Origin of the sequence: Chitinophaga hostae, assembly GCF_018224885.1 — a bacterium.
GTDB classification, from domain to species: domain Bacteria; phylum Bacteroidota; class Bacteroidia; order Chitinophagales; family Chitinophagaceae; genus Chitinophaga; species Chitinophaga hostae.
The window spans coordinates 133,360-154,886 of sequence record NZ_JAGTXB010000016.1 but is presented as its reverse complement, the minus strand read 5'-3'; the positions used below and the strand labels follow the sequence as shown (position 1 = coordinate 154,886).

Sequence of the window (21,527 nt, the reverse complement as noted above, 5' to 3'; positions counted from 1 at the left end):
AGTGGTTTAGTCTTTTAAAAAGTAGCATTCATACCAATTGTGTAATGTCTGGGCATCAGGGAGGTAGTTTCCGGATCCCAGTACTCCCAATCTTTTGCCCATACGGCAACATTTCGTATGCCTGCATATATTTTGAACTGGCTCATGTCCAGCCTTCCCGCAATATTTGCAGGCAACGAATAGGAAACGGAAACGTTGTCGAGGCGGATAAAGGTCTTATCAATGACGCGTGAAGGTGTTATGTTCTGCACATTGGTGGAGTTCAGCCGTGCATATTTATTGGATGGGTTTTCCGGCGTCCAGTAATTCCTGACATAGGAATTACTTCTGTCTGTACCTGAGCCGAAATTGTTGAGATAGTCTGAAGAGGTTTGTTTATGCCCCCAGTTCGAGTATATATTGAAAGAGAAATCAAAGTTCCTGAATAGGGTGAAATCATTGCGCAGCGTCCAACGGAAGCGTGGGGTAGTAGTACCCATGAATTTTTTGTCGTCATTGGTGTATTTTCCGTCGTTGTTAACGTCTTCTACTTTCACGTCCCCGGGTATTTCGCCGTATCTGGCAGCCTGGGTTCTTTCGCTTTCCTGCCATATGCCCAATACATTGTAGGTCCATATGGAGCTGATATCATGACCAATGAACCATCCATTCGATATGTCATTGATCTCTTTGGAGCCTACCACTTTACCGTCGGTATCCAGCACATCCTGGTAAGTGTAATAAAGGTGTTTGACCTGGTTCCTGTTGAAGAAAAATCCCAGTGTGGTAGACCATTCCATGTTTTTTCGCTCCATGTTCCGCGAGGTCAGACCTAATTCGAAGCCCCTGTTGACTACTTCGCCCAGGTTGGTTGTGACGGTGCTGAAGCCGGTAAAGTCGGGGAGGGATTGGTTCATCAGCAGGTCGGTGGTAGGCATGTTATAAACCTCTATATTACCGGTGATCCTGTTGTTGAGGAAGCCGAAGTCGAGTCCCATGTTCCATGACGAGGTGGCTTCCCATTTCAGGTTATGATTGGCCATCCTGTCCACATATAGTTGTGACAGTTCGTATACCGAGCCATTTGCCTGCACGTAAGCGTAGCGCCCTGCGCCGGTAGTGAGATTGGATAATGCCTGGTATATACCGATGGAACGGTTGCCGTTCATCCCCCAGGATAAGCGCAGTTTTCCGCTGCTCATTGGCTTCCAGTGGAAGAAGCGTTCGTCGGCGAAGTTCCACGCAAAGGCGAGCGAAGGAAAAGTGGCTCTCGGGTTGGACAGACCGAAGGCGGAGTATCCATCCCTGCGTATGGAAGCTGTGAGCATATATTTGTTGTTGTAAGAGTAGAACAACCGGGCCATCAGGGCATCGCCGGTGCTATGCTGGTCATTGCTGCTGATGGTCGTCTTTAAGGGATTACCGGCGCCTACATTATGGAAGCCCAATGCGTCAGTTGGAGAAAAATCCCTGGCAGTGATACTTTCATTCCATGACTTGTGCTCTTCGGCATTCTGCAGCAGCGTTACTTTCACGTTATGTTTTTTAGCGAAAGTATAATCCCATGAAATGATATTGTCTATCTGCCAATCGAAATTCTTTGTGTTTTCCCGGATGGCCTTTCCGTTATCCGACCATAAGGGATTCTGCGATGATTCCTGGTACCTGTTGTAGAACCATTGCATGCGGGGGGAGAAGTTCAGTTGATAGCTGATATTAAATGGCAGTTTGATCGTCTGGTAAATAGTGGTATTTAAAACGGTATATCCTTTTTCCAGCTTCTTGTATTGATTATTGAATGCGGAGTTAATGCCCTGACTTACGCTGGCTCCCATGGGGTAGGGATCCAGTTTCCCGTTTTCATCATAAGGAAGTGCAAAGGGAGTATTGCTGATGATTTGCCCGGCCCAGTCTACCGCGAAGTTACCATCGGAGCGATCCTGGAAGTTGATGTTCACGCCGGTATGCATCCATTTGTTAACTTTTCCGTCGACCTTGATGTTTGCCCTGTAGGCGCGGTATTTATCGCCTACAATAATGCCCTCATTGTTCAGGTATCCCATGGACAGATAGTAATTCAGCACATTTTTATTTCTTCCTGAAAAGCTTACATCGTAATCCTGTTGTAAGCCGCGTTGAAAGGAGTTGTCAAACCAATCATAGGTGTTGCCCCGGGCGTAGTTCTGCCGCTCTTTATCGAACAGGCCGATGCGTCGCAGCCATATATCGTTTGGATCACCTGTTTGCGCATCATAGGCGAGCCAGTCGGCCATTGTGATGTTGTATTTGGAGAGATTCTCATTTGTAGGTTGTACATATTTCGCGGGGGTGGCCCACCTCGTGGTACTATTGAACATATCGGTGCGATAGTTCAGGTAACCGGGTGCATCGTATACCCGGCGTTTGCTGCCCATAGTAGCCACACCGGTATTGGCACTAAACCGGATAACAGGTTTGTCTGTCACACCTTTCTTGGTGGTGATGATCACCACACCGTTTGCAGATTTTGCTCCATAAATGGCGGCTGCCGAGGCATCCTTCAGTACATCAAAATGGTCAATGTCCTGGGGATTGATTTCAGATAGCTCTCCAAAGAATATGACACCATCCAGCACAATAAGTGGGTCGTTGCTGGCAGTTAAGGAACGTTGTCCGCGTATCTGCATATCTCCGCCGCCTTTTGCGGAGGTATTCTGCCCGATATTTAATCCCGGAACCCCGCTTCGGAGAAGGTCCTGCACTGATTGCGGGCTTTCCTTTTCCAACCTGGCTGTCTTCAACTGGCTGATAGCGCCTGTCAGGTCTTTTTTCTTCATAGAACCATATCCTACCACCACTACTTCACTGATCTGCTGTTCCCGGCTTTTAAGGCCTACCAGCAAGGAGAAATCAGCTCCCGGTTTCAGGATATACCCGCTCAGTGTTTGGGATTCAAAACCAACAAAAGAAAAGGTAAAAGAGTACCCGGTGCCTGAAAGCAATCGATTGAAAGAGAAGACCCCTTTATTGTCTGTTTGTACAGAAGCAGAAAAATTGTTGGCAGCATTTTTAACGGTAACGTTAACGCCCCATAGTGGTTCTCCTGTTGTTTCATTTTTTACGATGCCCGCTACATCCGCTCGTTTTTGGGCATGCAGGAACAGTGGGAAAAGGCAAAGCATCACCGTTACGCCCAGCAGGGCATAGGAGGAATTCCATTTTTTCATGTAGACTGTCTTTATTTAGGGAATAAAAAACCCCGTTGATCTATCAACGTTGGTGGAAATTGATGTCTGTTTGTTATTTGGTCAATCAGTTTTTCTGATGATATAGCCGTCTTGTTTTTTCTCGATAGTAAGTTGGTTGAGCAATGCTATATCTTTTAATATTGTTTCTAATGAATCTGTTTTATGTAGTTTGCCTGAAAAATATTTATTACGCAGATCAGAAGGATAGTAATAAATATCCACCTGGTAGTAGCTGCTGAGCTGATCAAGCACTTCTGAAAGCAGTGATGCATCGAAAGTATACCAGTCTGGCCTGCGAACAGTATATGTTTTAGTGTTTGCAGGACCGGCTTTTACCAAATGCTCTGCAGGCGCATTGTGCCTGATACTTGCCTGCATCCTGTTTTTACTATATGTCAGCTCTTCACCCGACAGCAGGACTACTTTGTCTTTCCATGCTGTGTGGCTGGGATCAGCAGCGGATACCTGTACCTTACCTTCATGCAGTTTCACTTTTATTACATCACTTTCTGTAAACGACTGTACGGTAAAGGACGTACCCAGCACGGTGGTAGCCAGCTTGTCTGCATATACAATGAAAGGGTTGCCCTTATCTCCGGCTATTTTAAACAAAGCCTGTCCTGACAGGTATACAGCCCTGCCTTTATCAGAAAGGAACGAATCGGCAAACCGTATACTGCTGTTGGGCGACAACAAGACTTCAGAACCGTCAGCCAGTGTGATGCGCATCAGCGCATTGGAAATATTCTTTTTCTCCGTCATCCGCTCCAAACTTCCGGAAGAAGTTTCGCTTGCTACAATAGGCGTCCTGGCGGCAGGTCTGTACATCCATAACAGGCCAATGATCACGCCGGCCGATACTGCAGCTGCCAGCCATGCGATCTGCAGCCTCCTGCCTTTCCTGAAAGACTGGCTGCTTACCGTTTTAAACATCCTCCTGGAAAGGTCAGGATCCACTTCCTGGTTCACTACAAAATTATCCCATTCCTCCTCGGGCATGTACATGTTCCATTCCTCCGGGTTATCACGAAAATATTCCAGCACTAATTTTTTTTCATTGTCATTACATTCATTCCTGAAATATTTGGCAATTAATTCTCTTGAGATCATCTTTTAGCGTGGATAATGGAGACGCTTGCAATAATATCGTTTGAAAATAGCGCATCCCCTAATGAGAAGATAAATTTTTTTTAGTGCAGGAACAGCAGGATTAACAGGATCAAAGATTTCTTCAGGTGTTTGATCGCAAGGGCTATATGATTTTCTACTGTTTTAACAGACAGGGAGAGCATTTCTGCAATCTCTTTATAGGATTTAAATTCATAGCGACTGAGCTCGAATACTCTCTTCCTGACAGGGGGCATATTATCGACCACGTGGCTTATCCTTTGCTGAAGCTCTTTTACTTCTATCGTATCAGAAATATGCAGGGTATCGTTTCCTGTTAGCTTTTCCTGCTTCAGCAACCGGTCTCTCACCATATCTTTCCGGAGTAAGTCAATACACGTGGTTCGGGCTATATGGAACAACAGTTTCCCTACCTCCTGGGATTCGTTGAGTTGTAGGCGGTAGTCCCATAGTTTAATGAATGTGATCTGCGTAGTCTCTTCTGCAATATACTGGGAATTCGTTTTGGACAAGACATACAAATATACCTTCAGATGGTAATCGTTAAACAATTCTTTGAAAACAGTAGTATTTCCTTCTTTCAGTGCAGCGATCATATTTAACGTAGACATTATTTAAATATTGGGAGTCACCATTTGCCGGCCAAAATACAAAAAAAAGGATATGAGCAGTGATAATTTCCGTTTCTTTTAATAAGAGTTGTAACACAGAATATTTAAAAAAGCAATACATCGTGATTGACCTGTTGCACCGGAATTCTCTCAAAATGAACTCTTGCCGAAGTTGTACCAGCATGTTTTAGCATTCGTATAATCATTAATTTGCGGAACAATCATTTCTCGTTCAACCCGAAAATCGTATATGCGTCAACGTATTCTCAAGAAATTAATGCCTGTAGTCCTGTGCTGCTGCCTGGGCCACTATGCCCAGGCGCAGAAAGTGGCAGAACCCACCAATCACAGTGAGGAATGGACCAGGGCATATGCACCATTCCGTATTGTGGGCAACCTGTATTATGTAGGTACCTATGATCTTGCCAGCTACCTGGTTACCACAACTTCGGGGCATATCCTGGTGAATACGGGGCTTGCTTCTTCCGCGGCCGTTATCAAAAAGAATGTGGAAACACTCGGTTTCCGGTTTGGCGATATCAAAATTCTGCTTACCAACCAGGTCCACTATGATCACGTAGGCGCCATGGAAGCCGTGCGGGAAATGACCGGCGCCAGGTTCATGGTAGATGCTGCCGATGAATCGGTCATAAAGTCCGGCGGCAAAACGGATTACGAGATGGGCAGCGGGGTCAGCTTTTTCAGGCCGGTTAAAATCTCCAGGTTGCTGCATGATAAGGATGTAATTAGTTTGGGAGATACTAAACTGCTGGTGCTTCATCACCCCGGCCATACGAAAGGCTCCTGCAGCTTTTTAATGGATGTGAAAGATAGTAGCAGGACTTATAAAGTACTGCTGGCAAATATTCCTACTATTATAACAGAGAAGAAATTCCCCAAGGTGACCACCTATCCGCAAATCGCCGCCGACTATAAATACACGCTGGACACTATGCCTAAAATTCAGTTTGACATCTGGGTGGCTGCACATGCCAGTCAGTTTGATTTGCACACGATGCGTAAGGAGAATACGCCTTATAACCCGGGTTTATTTACAAACAGGGAAGCCTATGAGAAGATATTGAAGGAGATAAGAAAGGAGTATGACGAGAAGGTTAGGTAGGCGCGTTCAAAAGTTTATGCTTTGTTGTGTCCATTAGCCCATCCTTGTGAAGAAGAACCGAGATTCCCTTCATTCTCATGTAGGGAATGCTCAGGTAGATGAAACCGCGTCTGAGAGCATTGGTGCCCCATGAATTTTTTGCTTTATAATAGCTGTTGCCATACTGATCTTTTGCTTTGCCAACAATATGCATGAGATGGTCGTCGGTGGTTTCGAAAGACTCAAAAGCATCCTGGCGCATTTGCTGGGTGACTTTCTTTTCGGGCCGGACATCGGTAAGTATAAGGGTGTTGTCTTCCTGTTTTTCCGGCAGAACGGCTATTCCCTGATCGGGAGAAAATGTTGGCTCGGTAGCATCCAGGTCGAGGGCCAGGGAGAACCCGGCGTCTACAGCATGATCAATATTTTCCATAAATTCATCCAGGGGAAGGTTGTAAAACCGCTCGTTGGCCCAGTTGGCGGGTATGCTCAGCTGGAAGCGTTGATAGAAAGGGGCATCTGTAAAAGAAGTAATGGTCAGGTAGTCGGCAGTGTTTAACTGCGTATAGGCAAGAAAGCTAAAGGGCGTATACATCTGTCCGTTATATTGAAACTGATCCGGCACTTTCCCTAAAAAGCGATCCAATATATCCGGGACCTGCGTTTTCCATCCTGTGCCCTGCTTATTGGCCGGATTGGCGCATCTTTTTACGGCGGTATCCAGTTCGTTGAACAGTTTGAAATGATTGTGCCGGGCCTTTCCATCCTTTAGCCCGGTATATGCTGATTGTGGCAGCAGCCCGAAGGTGACGGAACTAATGAGCGGATCGTGATTGAGACCACCTTCGGTAAACCGTGCAGTGCCCTGCCGGAGGATATAATTACGGGCCTTTAACATATAGGCACATCTTACAAAATACATCTCTGAAAGGTCTATCTTTTCGCCCTTTAGCCGGATGATCTCCGACTCCAGGAACGAACTGGTGGAAAAACTCCAACATGTTCCCGAGGCATTTTGGTCAATAACGGGCAGGGCCTCCAGCTCCTTTACATCAGTGAAAATATAATTGCTTTTGGGCAGTGGTTGCACCACCGCCTTTTTAGGCTTGTTGTAACAGCCCTGGATAACAGGTAACAAAAACGGGAATAATAAGACAGACAGATAGTTTTTTTTCATAGCAGTACTTATCATGTTTGGTTAACGCCGGCCGGCATATTAAAAAGACACCTGAATCAGAAAAAGTTGCTCGGTCATGTCGGTATTGTCTACATCCTACCGCCTAAAGAACTTTTCTTCGAGGTTGATAAGTAAATTGCGCTGCTAAGGTTTTGTTTTCCTGTTTATCTCTTTCGCCATTGATAACCCAGGAAAAGATTGAACTGCTGATTGTATATTTTCCATTGATGCTGTACACGGGGATCTTCTATTACCGGTATAAATCCCCTGGTATAGGCAGCTCCCAGGTTCCAGCCGTTTTTGAACTCATAGCGCAGCTGCAGCGCGATGCCGGCATCTATTTTATAGCGGAATTTTCCCGGGGAAGTGGCGGTGCCGAAAATACTTTTATCTGCTGATATCTGCCCATCCTGGTTTTTGTATTCCACACTGCTATGAAGCAAACCACTTACGTAAGGGCCGGCAGACAACCGGAATCCGTGAAAGTATAGCGTAGGCGTGATGGGAGCTATGACCAGGTAGGTGCTTTTAAAGCGACTGTTGTATAGCTGGTTGCTGTTGCTGTCCAACAAATGCAGCATGACTGCACTTTGTCCAATTGATAATTCGGACTGTAGACCAAAATATTTGCCTAACCTGGACTGTATCGTAATACCGGCAAATATGCCAGGTAATGGTTTTACATAGCCGCCGGCCGACAGCAGGTGAAGATCTTTGCCATATAATGAGCCGGACAAAAAACCAGCCTTCATACCGAATGATACTTCCCTGTATCCGCTGCTATCTTTTTGGGCCTGTGTGGGTTGGAATAGTGAGAGGAAAAATATCATCACCCAAATGTATTTCATATCAGATGTTTTATAGGTTAATGTCCCAGATACCGGCAGTTCTTTCCATTTCTACCAATGCAACGGCATACCCGTTCAATGCCTCGTAATAGCTTTGTTTCAGGCTATTATAGGTGCGTTGCGCATTTAAAACCTCCAGCAGGTTAATTTCACCGGATCGATAACTATATATTTTACCTTCCAGTGCTTTCTCTGCTTCCTGTAATAACCCGGTATGAAACTGGGTTACCTGTTTACGGGCGGAGAGGTAGTTATAGTAACTGGTGGCTACTTCGGTTTGCACCTGCAGGGCAGCCTGTTGATACCGGGCTGCTGCCTGGGCGGCACTGTATTGTGCTGAAAGTAATTCTGCCCTGGATCTGCCGGAAAATTTCAATGGTATGGAAATGCCTGCTGAAATAACATTGGTAGAAGGGGTAGGCGCTATTACATTGGTGGCGCCGGTGTTTTGCGCCATTCCCAGGTTTAATCCGAGGTCCGGCATCCGGTTTGCCTGCGCCAGCTTCACCATATTGCCGGCCACCTCCTTATCCTTTCCGGCAGCCAGTATGTCTGCCCGGTTGCTGACAGCGGAATTTATCAGTTCCTTTAAACTGAATTCCCGGTCAAAGCTGGGTTTGGCAACAACAGGGTAGTAGAGCGTATCAGCTGCTTTCCCCATCAGCATGCCCAGTTGTAAAAGGGCTGCCTGAAAGCCGGCCTCGCTCCGGTATACGGTATTCTGCATGTTGCCGGCTTCCAGTTTGCTCTGACGGGCATCGACTGCTTTTATTTCTCCCAATTTGAAGCGGATACTATCAGCGCGGGCAAATAAGGAAAGGCTTTGATAAGATTCCTGGTTTACTTTAAGCAGGTTTTCCTGTAGTATTGCCTGCAGATAGGCCAGCGTGGCATCTGCGCGCAGATTGCGATAATAATTTTCCAACAGCAGGGTGGTTAATTCCAGCTGGCTCCGCGCAACGCTGGTCCTGGCCTGCCTTTTGTTACCCAGCTCCAGCAACCAGTTCACACCCGTGTTAAATCCATATCCCATCTTCATTCTTTTCTGACCGTTATCTATCCAGCCAAACGAGAGGCTGGGATCGGGAAACACTTTGGCCGCCGCAAACCTTGCTGTTGCCAGGCTAACATTGAATCGCTCCGTTACGTATGCCAGGTTATTATTTGTTACCCCAGCCAGGAAGCGGGTGTAGGTCAGCGAATCTTTTGTTTGCGCATTCACCTGTACTGTTGAAAAAAACAGTAATAAAATACTGCTGTATCTGATAACCATCTGTTTTTTATTTTTCATCCTTTTTCTGATAGTCTGCAGCGCCCCATTTGCTTTCAGACAAATAATATAAAGCCGGCAATACAAATAGTGTAATAGCGGTAGCGGCCAGCAACCCATATACCACTACCGTTGCCAGTGGACGCTGAACATCTGAGCCAATACCGGTAGCCAGCGATGCCGGTAACAAACCAAGAATAGCCACTGTAGCAGTCATCAGTATGGGTCTGAACCTGTTAGCTGCACCGGCTATCACGGCATCCAACAATGTAGCTCCCTGCATGCGCAGTTCATTGAAATTGGAAATCATGATCACGCCATTTTGAATAGCTACACCAAACAAAGCGATAAAGCCAACTGCGGAAGATACGTTCAGTGTCATGCCCCGGATGTTGAGCGCAAGCATGCCACCAAACAGCGCCAGTGGTACAATACTGAGTATCAGTCCGGCTTGCCGGAACCGGCCAAATGCGCCATATAAGAGGAAGAACATAAACAATAGCGTTACCGGAACCACTACGGCAAGTTTTGCATATGCACGTTTTTGATTCTCGAATTGGCCGCCCCAAACAACCCGGTATTTACCGTGATCGTAGGGAACTTGTTTTTCAATACTGCTCCTGGCCTGCTCCATAAAAGAGGAGAGATCCACATTCCGCAGGTTTAGTTTCACTGTTAAATGCCTTTTATTCATTTCCCGGGTGATAGTACCCTCCCCGGTGGTAGTGCTGATAGTAGCTACCTGCGACAAAGGAATCCTGGCGCCGGTGGGAGTTGGGAGCATCAGGTTGGCAATTTTCTCCGGCGTGTTCCGGCTTTGCTCTTTATAACGACAGGTGATATCATACACTTTGTTGCCCGTAAAAAGCTGTGACACGGCTTTTCCGCCAATAGCTACTTCTATCAGCTCAGAAACAGTACTTACATTAAGTCCGTATTGGGCTACAGCAGCCCTGTCTATTTTAATCTGCAGTTGTGGCAACGGCGGCTCCTGGTCAATGGAAAGATCAACGGCGCCTTTTATTTTCCGGAGCGTTTGAAGCACCTGTTGTGCTATCCGCCGGGTTTCTGCAAAATCATCTCCATAAACTTTTACTACCAGTTCACTATGGGCGCCGGATATACGGTCCATTACGTTGTCGATCATGGGTTGGCTAAACCCGACGGTATAGCCTGGCATAGCTGCATAGTCCGCCACCAGTTCATCAATGAGATCTGCTTTGGTTTTCCCTTTCGGCCATTCTTTGTAAGGCTGGAGTCCTATGGAACATTCAAAATGGGAGGCCGACCAGGGATCTGTTCCATCGTCATTTCTGCCGGCATGCACCATCATATAGGTGATCTCCCTGTGTTTCATGGTTACCGTTCGTAACGAGTCACTCATTTCTTTTGACTTTTGCAGCGAGATGCCTGTAGGGAGCTGTACCTGCAACCAGATGGAACCTTCATCCAATGAGGGAAGAAAGTCTTTCCCCACCGTAACGGACAGTATAGCTGCACTGATCAGTACCAAACATAACGGCCACAACACCCTCGCCGGTTTTTGCATGATCTTTTTGATCCGGGCCAGGTAAATCACCGATAATTTTTCCAGCCATTTGTTATGATATAGTTTACGCGGCTTTCTGTAAACCGCATAAGCCAGCCCCGGAATTAACAACATCGCTACTATCAGGGCGCCTATCAAAGCATAGCTGACCGTAAATGCCATAGGTGTAAACAGCTTGCGTTCCACTCTTTCAAATGCAAACAAAGGCAGGTAGGCGGTAATGATAATGATGGTGGCAAATAACACCGGCTTGCCAACAAGCGCTGCCCGCTCTGCCACTGAACGTTCTTCCAGTGGTACCAGTTCATTTTCTTCCCGCTTTTTCAGGATCGTTTCCATCATAACGATAGCCCCATCCACAATGATCCCGAAATCAATAGCCCCCAGCGAAAGCAGGTTGGCCGGGATGTTGGTAAAATACATCAGTATAAAGGCGATCAATAATGCCAATGGTATTGTAATTGCCACAATCAGCGCACCGCGCCAGCTGCCCAGGAATACGATGAGGACTATAATTACCAGCATCATTCCCTCTATCAGTGTGTGTGAAACGGTATTCAGCGTAGTATTCACCAGGTCTGTCCGATCCATATACGGCCGGATACGGACGCCTTCAGGAAGCAGGTGCTGGTTGAGATCATCAATAGCGTTGTGTACTCCCTGCAGTACCAATGAAGGATTCTGTCCTTTTAGCAACTGTACCACACCCTCAATACTTTCATTATAATTTACTTCCCGGTCTGTAAAACCCAGGATGCTTTTTCGTTCCAGGTTGCCATATTTGAGTTCTCCTACATCTTTCAGCAGTATAGGTACACCGTTGGTTGTTTTAATGACCAGGTCACCAAGTCCTTCCAGTGTTTTCACCAGCCCGATGCCACGGATCACATAGCCAAGATCACCCTGGTTAAGAATGCTTCCGCCGGCATTTGCATTATTATTGGTGATGGCGGCCTGGATATCACTGAGCGACAGCTGGTACTGTTCCAGCCGGGCAGGATCCAGTTCCACCTGGTACTGCGTAGTGATGCCGCCAAAATTGGTGACATTGGTAACGCCCGCTTCCTGTTTCAGGCGTGGCACAATTACCCAGTTTTGAAGGTCGGTAAGTTCCCGCAGGTCATGCCCTTTGCTCTCAATAACATACCTGAAAATTTCACCTATGGGCGACGTCAATGGATCCATCCCGGGCTTTGCATTGTAGGGCAGCGTAAGCGCATTCAATCTTTCGTTGATGCGTTGCCGTGCCCAGTAATCTTCATAGCCATCCTGGAAAACAATGGTGACGATAGATAAGCCAAAAGTACTTTTGCTGCGCATAACGCTCATGCCGGGAAGGCCGTTCAACACCCTTTCCACCGGGATGGTGATCTGTTGCTCCATTTCCTCTGCGGCCAAACCTGGCACCTGCGTGATAATCTGGGCGCTTACATCGGCTATGTCCGGGTATGCTTCGATAGACAATTGTTTCCAGGAATAGTAGCCAAACAATGCCAGCATTAGAAAAAAGCCTATCAGTAACCATCTTTTTCTGATGGTTAAATAAATCAGGTTCATCATGTTGTTCTTGGATTAGTGCGTGATTGCTATCTGGCGTCCAGCAGATAATAGGCGCCATCGCTGATGATCGTATCGTTTTTTGAAAGCCCGGATTTTACGACCACTTTGTTGTCCTGGATACCATTGGTTTCCACTGTTTGGCGTACGTATTTACCGGCAGCTATCTGCCGGAACACGAAGGAGGTATTACTTTGCTGCAACAAAGCTTTGGGTGCAATGAGGATGGTTGGCTGAGGTGTGTTCTCAAAATTAACATTTACAAACATACCCGGCTTGAGCAAATGATCCGCATTTTCGCATTCCATCAGTACTTCCACACTCCGCGAGCTTTCATCGATCAATTCGTTGATATGGAAAATTCTCCCCTTTACCGTTTTATCCGGCAATGCAGCAATGGTTATCTGGGATTGATGCAGCTGACGTATAGCACCCATATCTTTTTCCTTGAGGTGGCCTGCTACCCATACTTTGGATAGCTCGGCCACAGCAGCTACACTGGCGCCATCATTTTTGATGAGTTGCCCTACCACTACCTTGTTCTCCACTATCTCTCCGGCAATAGGTGCGTAAATGATAAGCGGTTGTCCCAGTATTAAATCATCAGGATTTGCTTTAAATAGGCGGATACTCAACCGGGCACTCTCATACTCTTTCTTTTCTACGTCGTAATTCATTTGTGCTTCTTCCAGTTCCTTTTGAATACCAACGCCATTGGCGACCAAACTACGTTGCCGTGTTAATTTTTTCTCCGCCAGGAGCAGTTGTTCTTTTGCCTGGAAAAAAGCCTTTTGTGCCAGGATAAAATCCGGTGAGCTCATCGCAAACAGGGGAGTGGCGGGGGTGACGCGCATGCCCAGTTTTAAGTAGGCCGAAATGATCCTGCCGGAAAAGGTGGGCGCTATTTCTGCAAACTGGTTCGGAATCAGTTTTACAAGACCTACCGCGGGCATCTTCTGACACAGCAGCTTTGTGGTAATCGTATCGATATGGATTTTTTTTGCCAGAACGGATTGCGGATGCACAATTACAGTATCGCCATGTAACTCACAGCTGTTAACGGGTGTCCGTACAGTTTTTTGTGCGCATGATGTCAGTAATAGTGTGCTGTAAAGTAAAGCCTTTATATGTTTCATTATACCATTGTTAATAGCCGTGAGTGCAGGAGCTGTTGTATTTATTTATGCAACCATAATTGTAAGCCGGTGGCAGCATCTGCCGTGCCGTTGGTAAGACCCTTCAAAAATATGGTAGCGGTTCTTTGTCCTTCCAGTTTGAGCGAAGGGATATCCAGGAGGGTAACAGGTTTTGCGCCCACCTGTATTTTTACTTTTACACGATAGGTACCTGCGATAATAGTTTTAAATGGTGCGAGTGCAGCTGCGTCGGGATTATCGCCGATATAGGCGGTTGCTTTTACCAGCCTGATACTATCGTTACCTTTAAATACGTCAATGTCCACTGGTGTAGTGTTTGGAGAAAGATGAAGGAAACGGACATTTGCTTTAGTCGCGCCGGGATTACTGAGCACATCTTTTAGTACAATGAATTTTACTTTGTTATTCTTTAGTGTATCATAAATGAATAAACTGTAGCTCGTAGCATTTTCGAAAGTGAACTTGTTTTCTCCCACTATATTATTTCCCAGTGTTAATTTAACGGGAACGTCTTTGCCGGAATTTAGTGATACGTATGGTTTTTGGACAGACAGGTATTGTACTTTCTGCTGCATTTTCTTTTCGTTTACATTCACCATCAGCTCTGCTGTTTTAGGAGAGGTGTGTATCACCTGCAGATAAGATACAGGCGCATCAGGTGTGTTGTCTGATTTCTTTTTGCAGGCAGCTATTGATATACCTATTAATACACATGCGGAGACAACTTTTGAAGTGTTCATTTTTCTCATTTTTTCTCATTTTTAATTTGCTGATAAATGTGATACGATGATCTGTATGCTCTATAAACATGAAATGGTGGTTATCTTCCTATTGCCTTCAAAGCAAAAGAGGATCTTTAACATTTTATTATTATAGCGATGTTTGTATCGTGCAAAAAAAAGAGGCGCTGTAAAGCGCCCCCAAGTTGTAGGTAGGATATGAGCCAAAAATGTCATTGGGGTTAACATAACCATATCTGCAGGGAAAACAGCAAAAAGTGAAAACCTCCTACGCGGCAATAAAAAAAATCAGAATTTGAGTGTATAAGATAAATAAAAGGTAAGGTCAAAGACACGGCTTCCTGATACGGTGGTGTTATAACCGCTATCCTCGAGGTTCCACACGTCTGGTATGTATTTATTGTGGGCCTGATAGGCATTGTAAAGACCCGCGGATATTTTGTGGGTGAGTTGTTTGCCGGTCGGGAACGAGAAACTGGTATTAAAATTCAGACGATGATAGGGGGGAAGCCGCCTGAGCTGGTAGCCTCTCCTGTCATAAATGAAAGGGGTTTTATTGTCCGGGTTCTTATTACCGGGATTTGCCGGTGCGGGGTTATCAAAATCATCTGTTGTACCGGGAGGCAGAAACATAGCATCACCTGAGCTGAAATACCATACCAGCCCAAGATCCCAGTTCTTAAAGGGCGAATAGTTGATAGTGGCATTTATATTATGCCGACGATCATAGCGGAAGGGATATCTTTTCCCTTCGTTGATGCCGGCAAATTGTCTTTCGCTCCTGGTGAGCGCATAAGAGAGCTGGAACTGCCATTTCTTAATTTCCTTGCGGGAAAGTAATTCAAGTCCGTAGCTCCAGCCTTTTCCTGCGAGGATATCCGTTTCCCAGGAATCTTCATCATAGAAAATATTTCCCTTTTCTGCGAAGTTGGTATTATTTCTCATCGCTTTATAATAAACATCTGCGGAGAGGAATAGTCCTTTTTTATCATTGTAATTATATCCTGCATTTACCATATGGCTTTCAACAGGACGCAATAACCCCGTACTTGGCACCCAAAACTCGCTGTTAACACCCATAAACGGGCTGCTTACCTGGTGAAGGTATTGCACCATACGGGCATACGAAAAGGTGAGCTGCTGGTATTTGCTGATGCGCCACGCCGCAAATAACCGGGGTTGAAGGGAACAATGGGAATAGTCCCTGAATTTATACACGGCGTAGTTAAGTCCGGGTCTCACTAAAATATTGGCGCCAAAGCCCAGCTCAGTTTCAACATAGCTGGAAAATTCCCTGAACCGGAGTGGCTGCATAGGTTGATAATAGTCCGTTTGCTCCAGGAACTCCGGTGTGATATTGGTGTTAAAAGGTCTGATGGTGGTATGCGTATACCTGGCGCCATACCGGAACCTTGCATTTGGAAAAGGGTTGAATTCAAACTGGGTTTTTGCTTCCAGTTTTTCAATAGATGCATAGTTATTAAATGCTTTGCTATCCTCCATTTGGCCGGTGCTATCATTGAATATAGAAAACTTGATCCCTGCGAGGTTGTTGTAATTGCTCGCATTGAAAGTAGTGCTTACAAATGCACGGGCGCCGAGCAAATGAAGCCAGTTAATAGTCCCCAGCCGGTTTCCCCAGACCTGCAAATGCTGATAGTCCTGGTTGCGCAGGTTGAGACGATCTTTACCTATATAGCCGGTAAACATCAATTTATTGTTTGCATTGATGAGATGTGTTAGTTTGAAATGAAGATCGTAGAACCGGAGCCGATAGTTATCATCGAGGATATTAAGAAGCGGATCAGACCAGCTATGACGCATAGAGAACATGAAAGCGGTAGTTTTCCTGCGTAGGGGCCCTTCTACGGCCATGGCGCCGGCCAGCAGTCCCGCGCTGGCCTCGCCGGTCCACTTTTCCATGCTTCCGTCTTTCGTGTTGACTTCCGTAATAGAGGAGATGGCCCCATCAAAGCGGCTGGGGAAATCATTTTTATATTGCCTGATGGATTTAACGAGCGTATTGTTGACGATAGAAATTTCACCCAGCAAATGGCTGGGATTAAAAACCTGGTTACCATCCAGCAGGAAGATACTCTGATCCGGATCACCGCCTCTGACCACCAGTTTCCCCGTGGTTTCCTGTGTTTCCACATTGCCTGGCAGCAGGTATAAGGATCTGACAGGGTCACTTTCTCCCAAAAAATTATTGTAGGCATCAGCCTGGTATTTGTCCATTCTTGAGCCGCCATCCTGCTGGAGCACATTACCCGCATCGATTTTTACTTCCGCCAGTTTGATGGGGGAGATAACAAGATTTTTCCTGGTAGAGGCATCTAATGTAACGGTGATCGTTTTGGGAGGCAGACTTCTGTGTCTGACCTCCAGGTAATGTATGCCAGGTGCTAACGCTATGTTGTAATACCCAAACCTGTTGGCCTGGCAAACCTCATCGGATGCGAGGTCTCTTATAGTGGCGTAGGCCAGTGGTTCCATGCTGCCTTCCTCTATTGTAAAACCGTACAGGGAATATTTCTCGGGTAATTTTTTTTCCCGGTATGGTAACAGGATAATCTTATTGTTTATTTCTTCAATGGTTACCCGCTGACCGCTTAATAATTTGCGGAGTACCGTTCCCAGCATGGTATTACCCTCTTCGATGGAAAAGGTACTGTCTGTGGTCAGGTAGTTGGTGGAATATTCGATGATGGTGCCGCTATAGCCGCTGATCTTCGTCAGCAGCGTAGGAATATTACCGGTGGATGCATGGCAGGTAAATATTTTTTTTGTCAGGGATTGCTGGGCATGGAGCCTGGAAATGCCGGTGAAGCATAGCATCACCGCTATAAGGAAACGGGTAGTGTGACAGTTGCTGGAATGAGAGCGCCATAACGATCGTAGACCGTCAAATATATAGTATGCCTTATGTTGAAAATATCTTACAATAAGTTCAATAGAAATTTAGTACAGAATAATAGTGTCTTGTTGACGTTTGTAATGAAGCCCTGTTAGCTTTGTTAATTCATCTACGGCCTGTAACAGTGATTCTTTTCCAAAGCTGGCGGTGATCAATAGTTCGCCAGCTTGGGGCGATTGTGTGGTATCAATTTTAACAGCACTGTCATAAAAAATGGTAAGTGTTTGAATTACTTCTTTTAATGGCGTACTTCTGAAATTTAATTCATCTTGCCAAAGATGCTGAGGACTGGTAAATGTTTTTCTTTCGAAAGTTCCTTCTGAAAAAAGCGCTTCTTCATGGGCCGTCAGTATACATTGGTTTTGCGGATGACCTTTATCGGCAAATAATACTTTCCCTGTGATAACGGCCACTCTTTCCTGACGGCCGGTGTTTACGAGGAAGGAGGTGCCGAGTACGGTGATCATTCCCTTTTGGGTTTCAATAGAGAATGGCTGATGTACAGCTGTCTTTACATTAAAATATGCTTCACCCGACAGGGATATTTTACGTTGCTTTTTAAAGAAAAATTTTGGAAAGCGGATCGTGCTTCCTTTCCGTAACCAAACTGTAGTGCCTTCCGCCAGTGTAATATGTTGGTCTGCAGTGGCGGTGATGGTGTTGAAACGCTCCTGGCGTTGGTTGTGCAGCCACCAGCCGCCAAAGATAAACCCTGTTACTATTGCAGCGGCCGTTACTATTTTTAAAAGGTAACTGATCCGGAAAAGGGCGACGGGAGCGCCTGTGCCTTTCTCTGCTGCCATTGTAATACGCTGGTCTACTTTTGACCACGCGCTGGTAGTATCAAATGCTGTTTCCGCAACCCATTCATCCGTTTGCTGCCATGTGGCATCCATTTGATCGATCTCTTCTTTGCGTACCGGCCGCTGCGCTACCCAATCCGCGATTATTCTTTCGTCTACTTTGGCTGAAGCTCCGTGGAGCTTTCTGAGTAGTATCTTTTTTATATAGTCAGGTAGTTCTTCCATTTGTTTACTCCTCCCATTTACTAAAACATAATTATTTGTGAAATTCCTACGGAAAGTAAGAAAATAACCAACGGATGGTTTATAGGGTATTTTTAACGAAGTGTCTCAGGAATTTCAATGCCTTCCAAAGCTGATTATTAACGGTTTTAATGGATATGCCCAGGTTGTCGGCTACCTCCTGGTTGCTGAAATCCCCCAGACGACTTAATAAAAATATTTCTTTACATTTTGGCGGAAGCTGATCAATCCCTTTTCCCAGCATTGCTTTATAATTTACCGGCTCTACATCATCCGTTGCAGTGCCTGGATTGGGCCAGGCATCCTCCACATCCATTTCTGCGAGACTGTATACCGGCAGGCGTTGCTCACGGCGTAACCAGGTCAGGCAATTATTGCGGACGGCGGTGAAAAGGTAAAATTTTACACCTTCAGCCGCTAAAATGTCTTTGCGGTTTTCCCATATCTTCACGAAAACATCCTGTACGATATCTTCACATGCCTCCCTTTCTTTTATAAAGTTGAAGGCATATTTGCAAAGCGGATTGTAAAACTGCTCAAATACTTGCTGGAACTGTCTGTAAAGACCTTCTGTGCTCACAAATGAATTTTATAAATATGATACTTAATAAGCATGTGTTTCCGCTAAAGTGCATAGCGAGGAAAATTTTTTAAAAAAGAATTCCTCCTGTTAATCTATAAACGCGGGACTGCTGATTCCCCTCTATTTTTATTGGATAAAAAAATCGGGCTGGGGAAGAGCGTGGAGTTTGGTTGTTAATATTGTAATACTAATTAGCGGGCTTTACTGCTGTACCCCAGGTATAAATTCGTTTTATGGCCGTATTTTTTTTGAGGTTGGCCACGGTCATTTCGGTTATTTTAGTTTCGTTTAAATTTACGGCTTCCAGGTGCCTGAGAGATATAAGATCATTGCATACTGCGTCTGTAACCGGGTTCTTTTCTATCCGTAGTTTTTCAAGATTAATAAATGATGCTAAAATATGCAGATCGTTATCGGTAAAGTTATTACCGGATAGGTTCAGCCAGATAATATTTTTGGCCAGGGGCATCAGGTCGTCCCTGATCTCTGACATTTTCACACCTGAATTGACGGGGAGTGTAACATCCAGCATGATTGGCTTTTTTAGCATCACCCGCACCATTAATCCTTTTGTTCGAAGGTGCGCCATCGGCAAAGTGTCTGCATGTATGGGAATATCGGCATTAATGGTCTGGGTAACCCCATTCCCGTCTGCATTTTCAGCGGTATTTTTATTAAAGCCCAGGTAGGTACTTACCTGCATTTGTATGGAGTCGGCGTCCTTTAATTGTGCCAATGTTTTGCCTTCCACCGCATTGGCCTTCGTTATCCACCATTTGATTATTTGTATCTCATTTTTTGAAAGCGGTGGTTTACCATCTGCAGGCATAAAATCTTTATGCCCAGGATCGAGTGTAACACGTTTAAACAATTCGCTTTCGGCTAATTTCCCGGGAACTATTGCCGGGCCGGTCTTGCCTCCCTTTAATAGTGTTTGCAGGTTTTCGACGGAAAAGTTTCCTTTCTGTTTACCGCCCTGGTGGCACTGGGCACATTTACTTTGTAAAATAGGGGCTACTACATCTTCGAATATCATGGCACTTTGAACACTTGCCGGTTTTTCGCGCACCTGCTGCATCAGCGTGCGTACACTGAGGTAGTCGTTGCCGTGGGTAAGACTGGCTCCCTCATGCCCGCTATAGCTCATGAGTGCTATCATGCCGAGGAGTAAAACGGAGAATAGTTTCTTCGGCATGCGTATCTCGCGTATCACTTTTTCGGTAGATATATAATATAAAATGCCGGAAATAACGGTGAGCGTAATACCGGATAATTTATGATGGAGTAATGTGCTCTTTTCATAATCGCCCGACAGGGACAAAATATAGCCGAACAAACAGGCCAGTACTGCCGATATAAATCCAATGAGTAAGGTTACTGATACGGCTGGTTTTAAATTCTCGTACTTTTTGTTGTATGATAAAATATTAAAAACAGCCGCCAGTAAAATAAAGCCAATTGGCAGATGCACAATAAGCGGATGCAAATGGCCTGAAAATGTAGTAATGTTACCTAATGTCATATACGCGTTAATTTCACCGGGGCTGTATGATAGGCATTCCACTGGCACACATACATATTTTTGTCCTCATCAATACAAACATCATGACCATGTTGAAAAACAGGATTTGTTGCCTGTAAAGTGGGTTGTAAAACCCCGTTCTTATATACCGGTGCAGCTCCTCCCGGGTTTGATACTACTTCGTTATTGGCATTCATGATGGTAACAAAGCCGGAATAATCAAAACGTTTACCAGCAGCATCTTTTGACCAGCACACGCCGGCATAAATGTTTTGCTCATTGATCACCGCCCTGCATACGTACATACCGGGCATGTCTATACGCTTAATAAATTTACCATCGAGCGTAAATATTTTAAAGCAGTTTTCTTCCCGCGAGGTACAAATCAATGTGGGATTATTTTTATCGCGGGTATCAACTGTTACGCCATGGGCATTGATGAGGTTATGGTCTTTGTTTGTATTATGATGCCCGCCGAAGTGACGTATATATTGTCCTTTACTATTGTATTGTATAATATAATCGGAGCCATAACCGTCGGCCACATAAATATCACCGTTGGGTGCAACGGCAGTCTCTGTTGGTTTAAAGGGCTCATCGTCCTTGTAAATACCAATAGTTCGCGGATGGCCTATGGCAAATATCAGTTTACCGTCGAGCGTAGTTTTCAGTACCTGGCCCGATTGGCCATAGCCATTTCCTGTTTTGTCCAAAGCCCAGCCGCAATCCGTAAGCAGTAAAAAATCTTCGTCACCTTCTTTGCTGATGCTTAAGCCATGTCCTCCGGGCAGGGCAGTACCCCAGTAATCCAGCAACTTGCCTGATTTATCGAAGATAAGGATATTGTTATGGGTATGGTCGCCCAACATAATGAGGCGGCCTTTGCTATCCTGCACCATTTCGTGGCAGTTGGCGAGTGGGTTTGTGTTTACACTGATTTTTGCCCAGTTCTTATCTGCTTTGTAGGTAAATTCACCCTGACCAATAATATGATCATCGGGCTGTACATCTTTGTGTAAGATGGCAAAACTTCTTGCGGGTGTAACCGCCATCGCAGCAGATGCAATAGTTGCATTTTTGATGAAATTTCTTCTTGAATTTTCCATGAATTTTA

15 protein-coding genes are annotated in these 21,527 nt (G+C 45.3%); 1 reads left to right on the top strand and 14 read right to left on the bottom strand.

The window, feature by feature from the left end:
• Nucleotides 1–14 precede the first annotated feature (14 nt).
• The 3 genes from KE626_RS25345 to KE626_RS25335 all read right to left on the bottom strand — a co-directional run bounded on the left by KE626_RS25345 (nucleotide 15) and on the right by KE626_RS25335 (nucleotide 4,945).
• A complete protein-coding gene (locus KE626_RS25345; protein ID WP_211975813.1) occupies nucleotides 15–3,185 on the bottom strand; it encodes a SusC/RagA family TonB-linked outer membrane protein in 3,171 nt (1,056 codons plus the stop codon).
• Nucleotides 3,186–3,266: 81 nt separating this feature from the next.
• Nucleotides 3,267–4,316 (bottom strand): FecR family protein, encoded by a 1,050-nt coding sequence (locus KE626_RS25340; RefSeq protein ID WP_211975812.1) that lies wholly within the window; start codon nucleotides 4,314–4,316, stop codon nucleotides 3,267–3,269.
• Between the two features lie 80 nt (nucleotides 4,317–4,396).
• Nucleotides 4,397–4,945, bottom strand: coding sequence for an RNA polymerase sigma-70 factor (locus KE626_RS25335; protein WP_211975811.1), 549 nt, complete (start codon nucleotides 4,943–4,945; stop codon nucleotides 4,397–4,399).
• A gap of 250 nt (nucleotides 4,946–5,195) precedes the next feature.
• On the opposite strand from KE626_RS25335, the gene bla reads away from it, so the two are divergent.
• Entirely contained in the window at nucleotides 5,196–6,068 is an 873-nt protein-coding gene (gene bla, locus KE626_RS25330) for a subclass B3 metallo-beta-lactamase (protein WP_211975810.1), read from the top strand.
• On the opposite strand, the gene KE626_RS25325 is transcribed toward bla, so the two are convergent.
• The 11 genes from KE626_RS25325 to KE626_RS25275 all read right to left on the bottom strand — a co-directional run bounded on the left by KE626_RS25325 (nucleotide 6,061) and on the right by KE626_RS25275 (nucleotide 21,519).
• Nucleotides 6,061–7,224 carry a C1 family peptidase gene (locus KE626_RS25325; protein WP_211975809.1) on the bottom strand — a complete coding sequence of 388 codons (1,164 nt, stop codon included), beginning with the start codon at nucleotides 7,222–7,224 and terminating at the stop codon, nucleotides 6,061–6,063. The genes bla and KE626_RS25325 overlap by 8 nt on opposite strands.
• 164 nt (nucleotides 7,225–7,388) lie before the next feature.
• Nucleotides 7,389–8,072 (bottom strand): porin family protein, encoded by a 684-nt coding sequence (locus tag KE626_RS25320; RefSeq protein WP_211975808.1) that lies wholly within the window; start codon nucleotides 8,070–8,072, stop codon nucleotides 7,389–7,391.
• A 10-nt stretch (nucleotides 8,073–8,082) separates the two neighbouring features.
• Complete coding sequence (locus KE626_RS25315; RefSeq protein WP_211975807.1) at nucleotides 8,083–9,345, bottom strand: TolC family protein; 1,263 nt, start codon at nucleotides 9,343–9,345, stop codon at nucleotides 8,083–8,085.
• 7 nt (nucleotides 9,346–9,352) lie between these two features.
• The gene (locus KE626_RS25310) at nucleotides 9,353–12,451 is read right to left on the bottom strand and encodes an efflux RND transporter permease subunit (protein WP_211975806.1); all 3,099 of its coding nucleotides are present in this window, start codon (nucleotides 12,449–12,451) and stop codon (nucleotides 9,353–9,355) included.
• A gap of 26 nt (nucleotides 12,452–12,477) precedes the next feature.
• Complete coding sequence (locus KE626_RS25305; RefSeq protein WP_211975805.1) at nucleotides 12,478–13,584, bottom strand: efflux RND transporter periplasmic adaptor subunit; 1,107 nt, start codon at nucleotides 13,582–13,584, stop codon at nucleotides 12,478–12,480.
• 41 nt (nucleotides 13,585–13,625) lie between these two features.
• On the bottom strand, nucleotides 13,626–14,345 hold the full coding sequence (locus tag KE626_RS25300; RefSeq protein ID WP_211975804.1) for a DUF4397 domain-containing protein: 720 nt from the start codon (nucleotides 14,343–14,345) through the stop codon (nucleotides 13,626–13,628).
• Between the two features lie 288 nt (nucleotides 14,346–14,633).
• Nucleotides 14,634–17,183: a TonB-dependent receptor plug domain-containing protein gene (locus tag KE626_RS25295; protein WP_211975803.1), complete on the bottom strand. Its 2,550-nt coding sequence runs from the start codon at nucleotides 17,181–17,183 to the stop codon at nucleotides 14,634–14,636.
• Between the two features lie 123 nt (nucleotides 17,184–17,306).
• On the bottom strand, nucleotides 17,307–18,290 hold the full coding sequence (locus KE626_RS25290; protein WP_211975802.1) for a FecR family protein: 984 nt from the start codon (nucleotides 18,288–18,290) through the stop codon (nucleotides 17,307–17,309).
• A gap of 79 nt (nucleotides 18,291–18,369) precedes the next feature.
• Nucleotides 18,370–18,888, bottom strand: coding sequence for an RNA polymerase sigma-70 factor (locus KE626_RS25285; protein WP_211975801.1), 519 nt, complete (start codon nucleotides 18,886–18,888; stop codon nucleotides 18,370–18,372).
• 190 nt (nucleotides 18,889–19,078) lie between these two features.
• Nucleotides 19,079–20,413, bottom strand: coding sequence for a c-type cytochrome domain-containing protein (locus KE626_RS25280; RefSeq protein ID WP_211975800.1), 1,335 nt, complete (start codon nucleotides 20,411–20,413; stop codon nucleotides 19,079–19,081).
• Nucleotides 20,410–21,519 (bottom strand): twin-arginine translocation signal domain-containing protein, encoded by a 1,110-nt coding sequence (locus KE626_RS25275; RefSeq protein ID WP_211975799.1) that lies wholly within the window; start codon nucleotides 21,517–21,519, stop codon nucleotides 20,410–20,412. Before KE626_RS25275 ends, KE626_RS25280 begins: the two co-directional genes overlap by 4 nt.
• Nucleotides 21,520–21,527 lie beyond the last annotated feature (8 nt).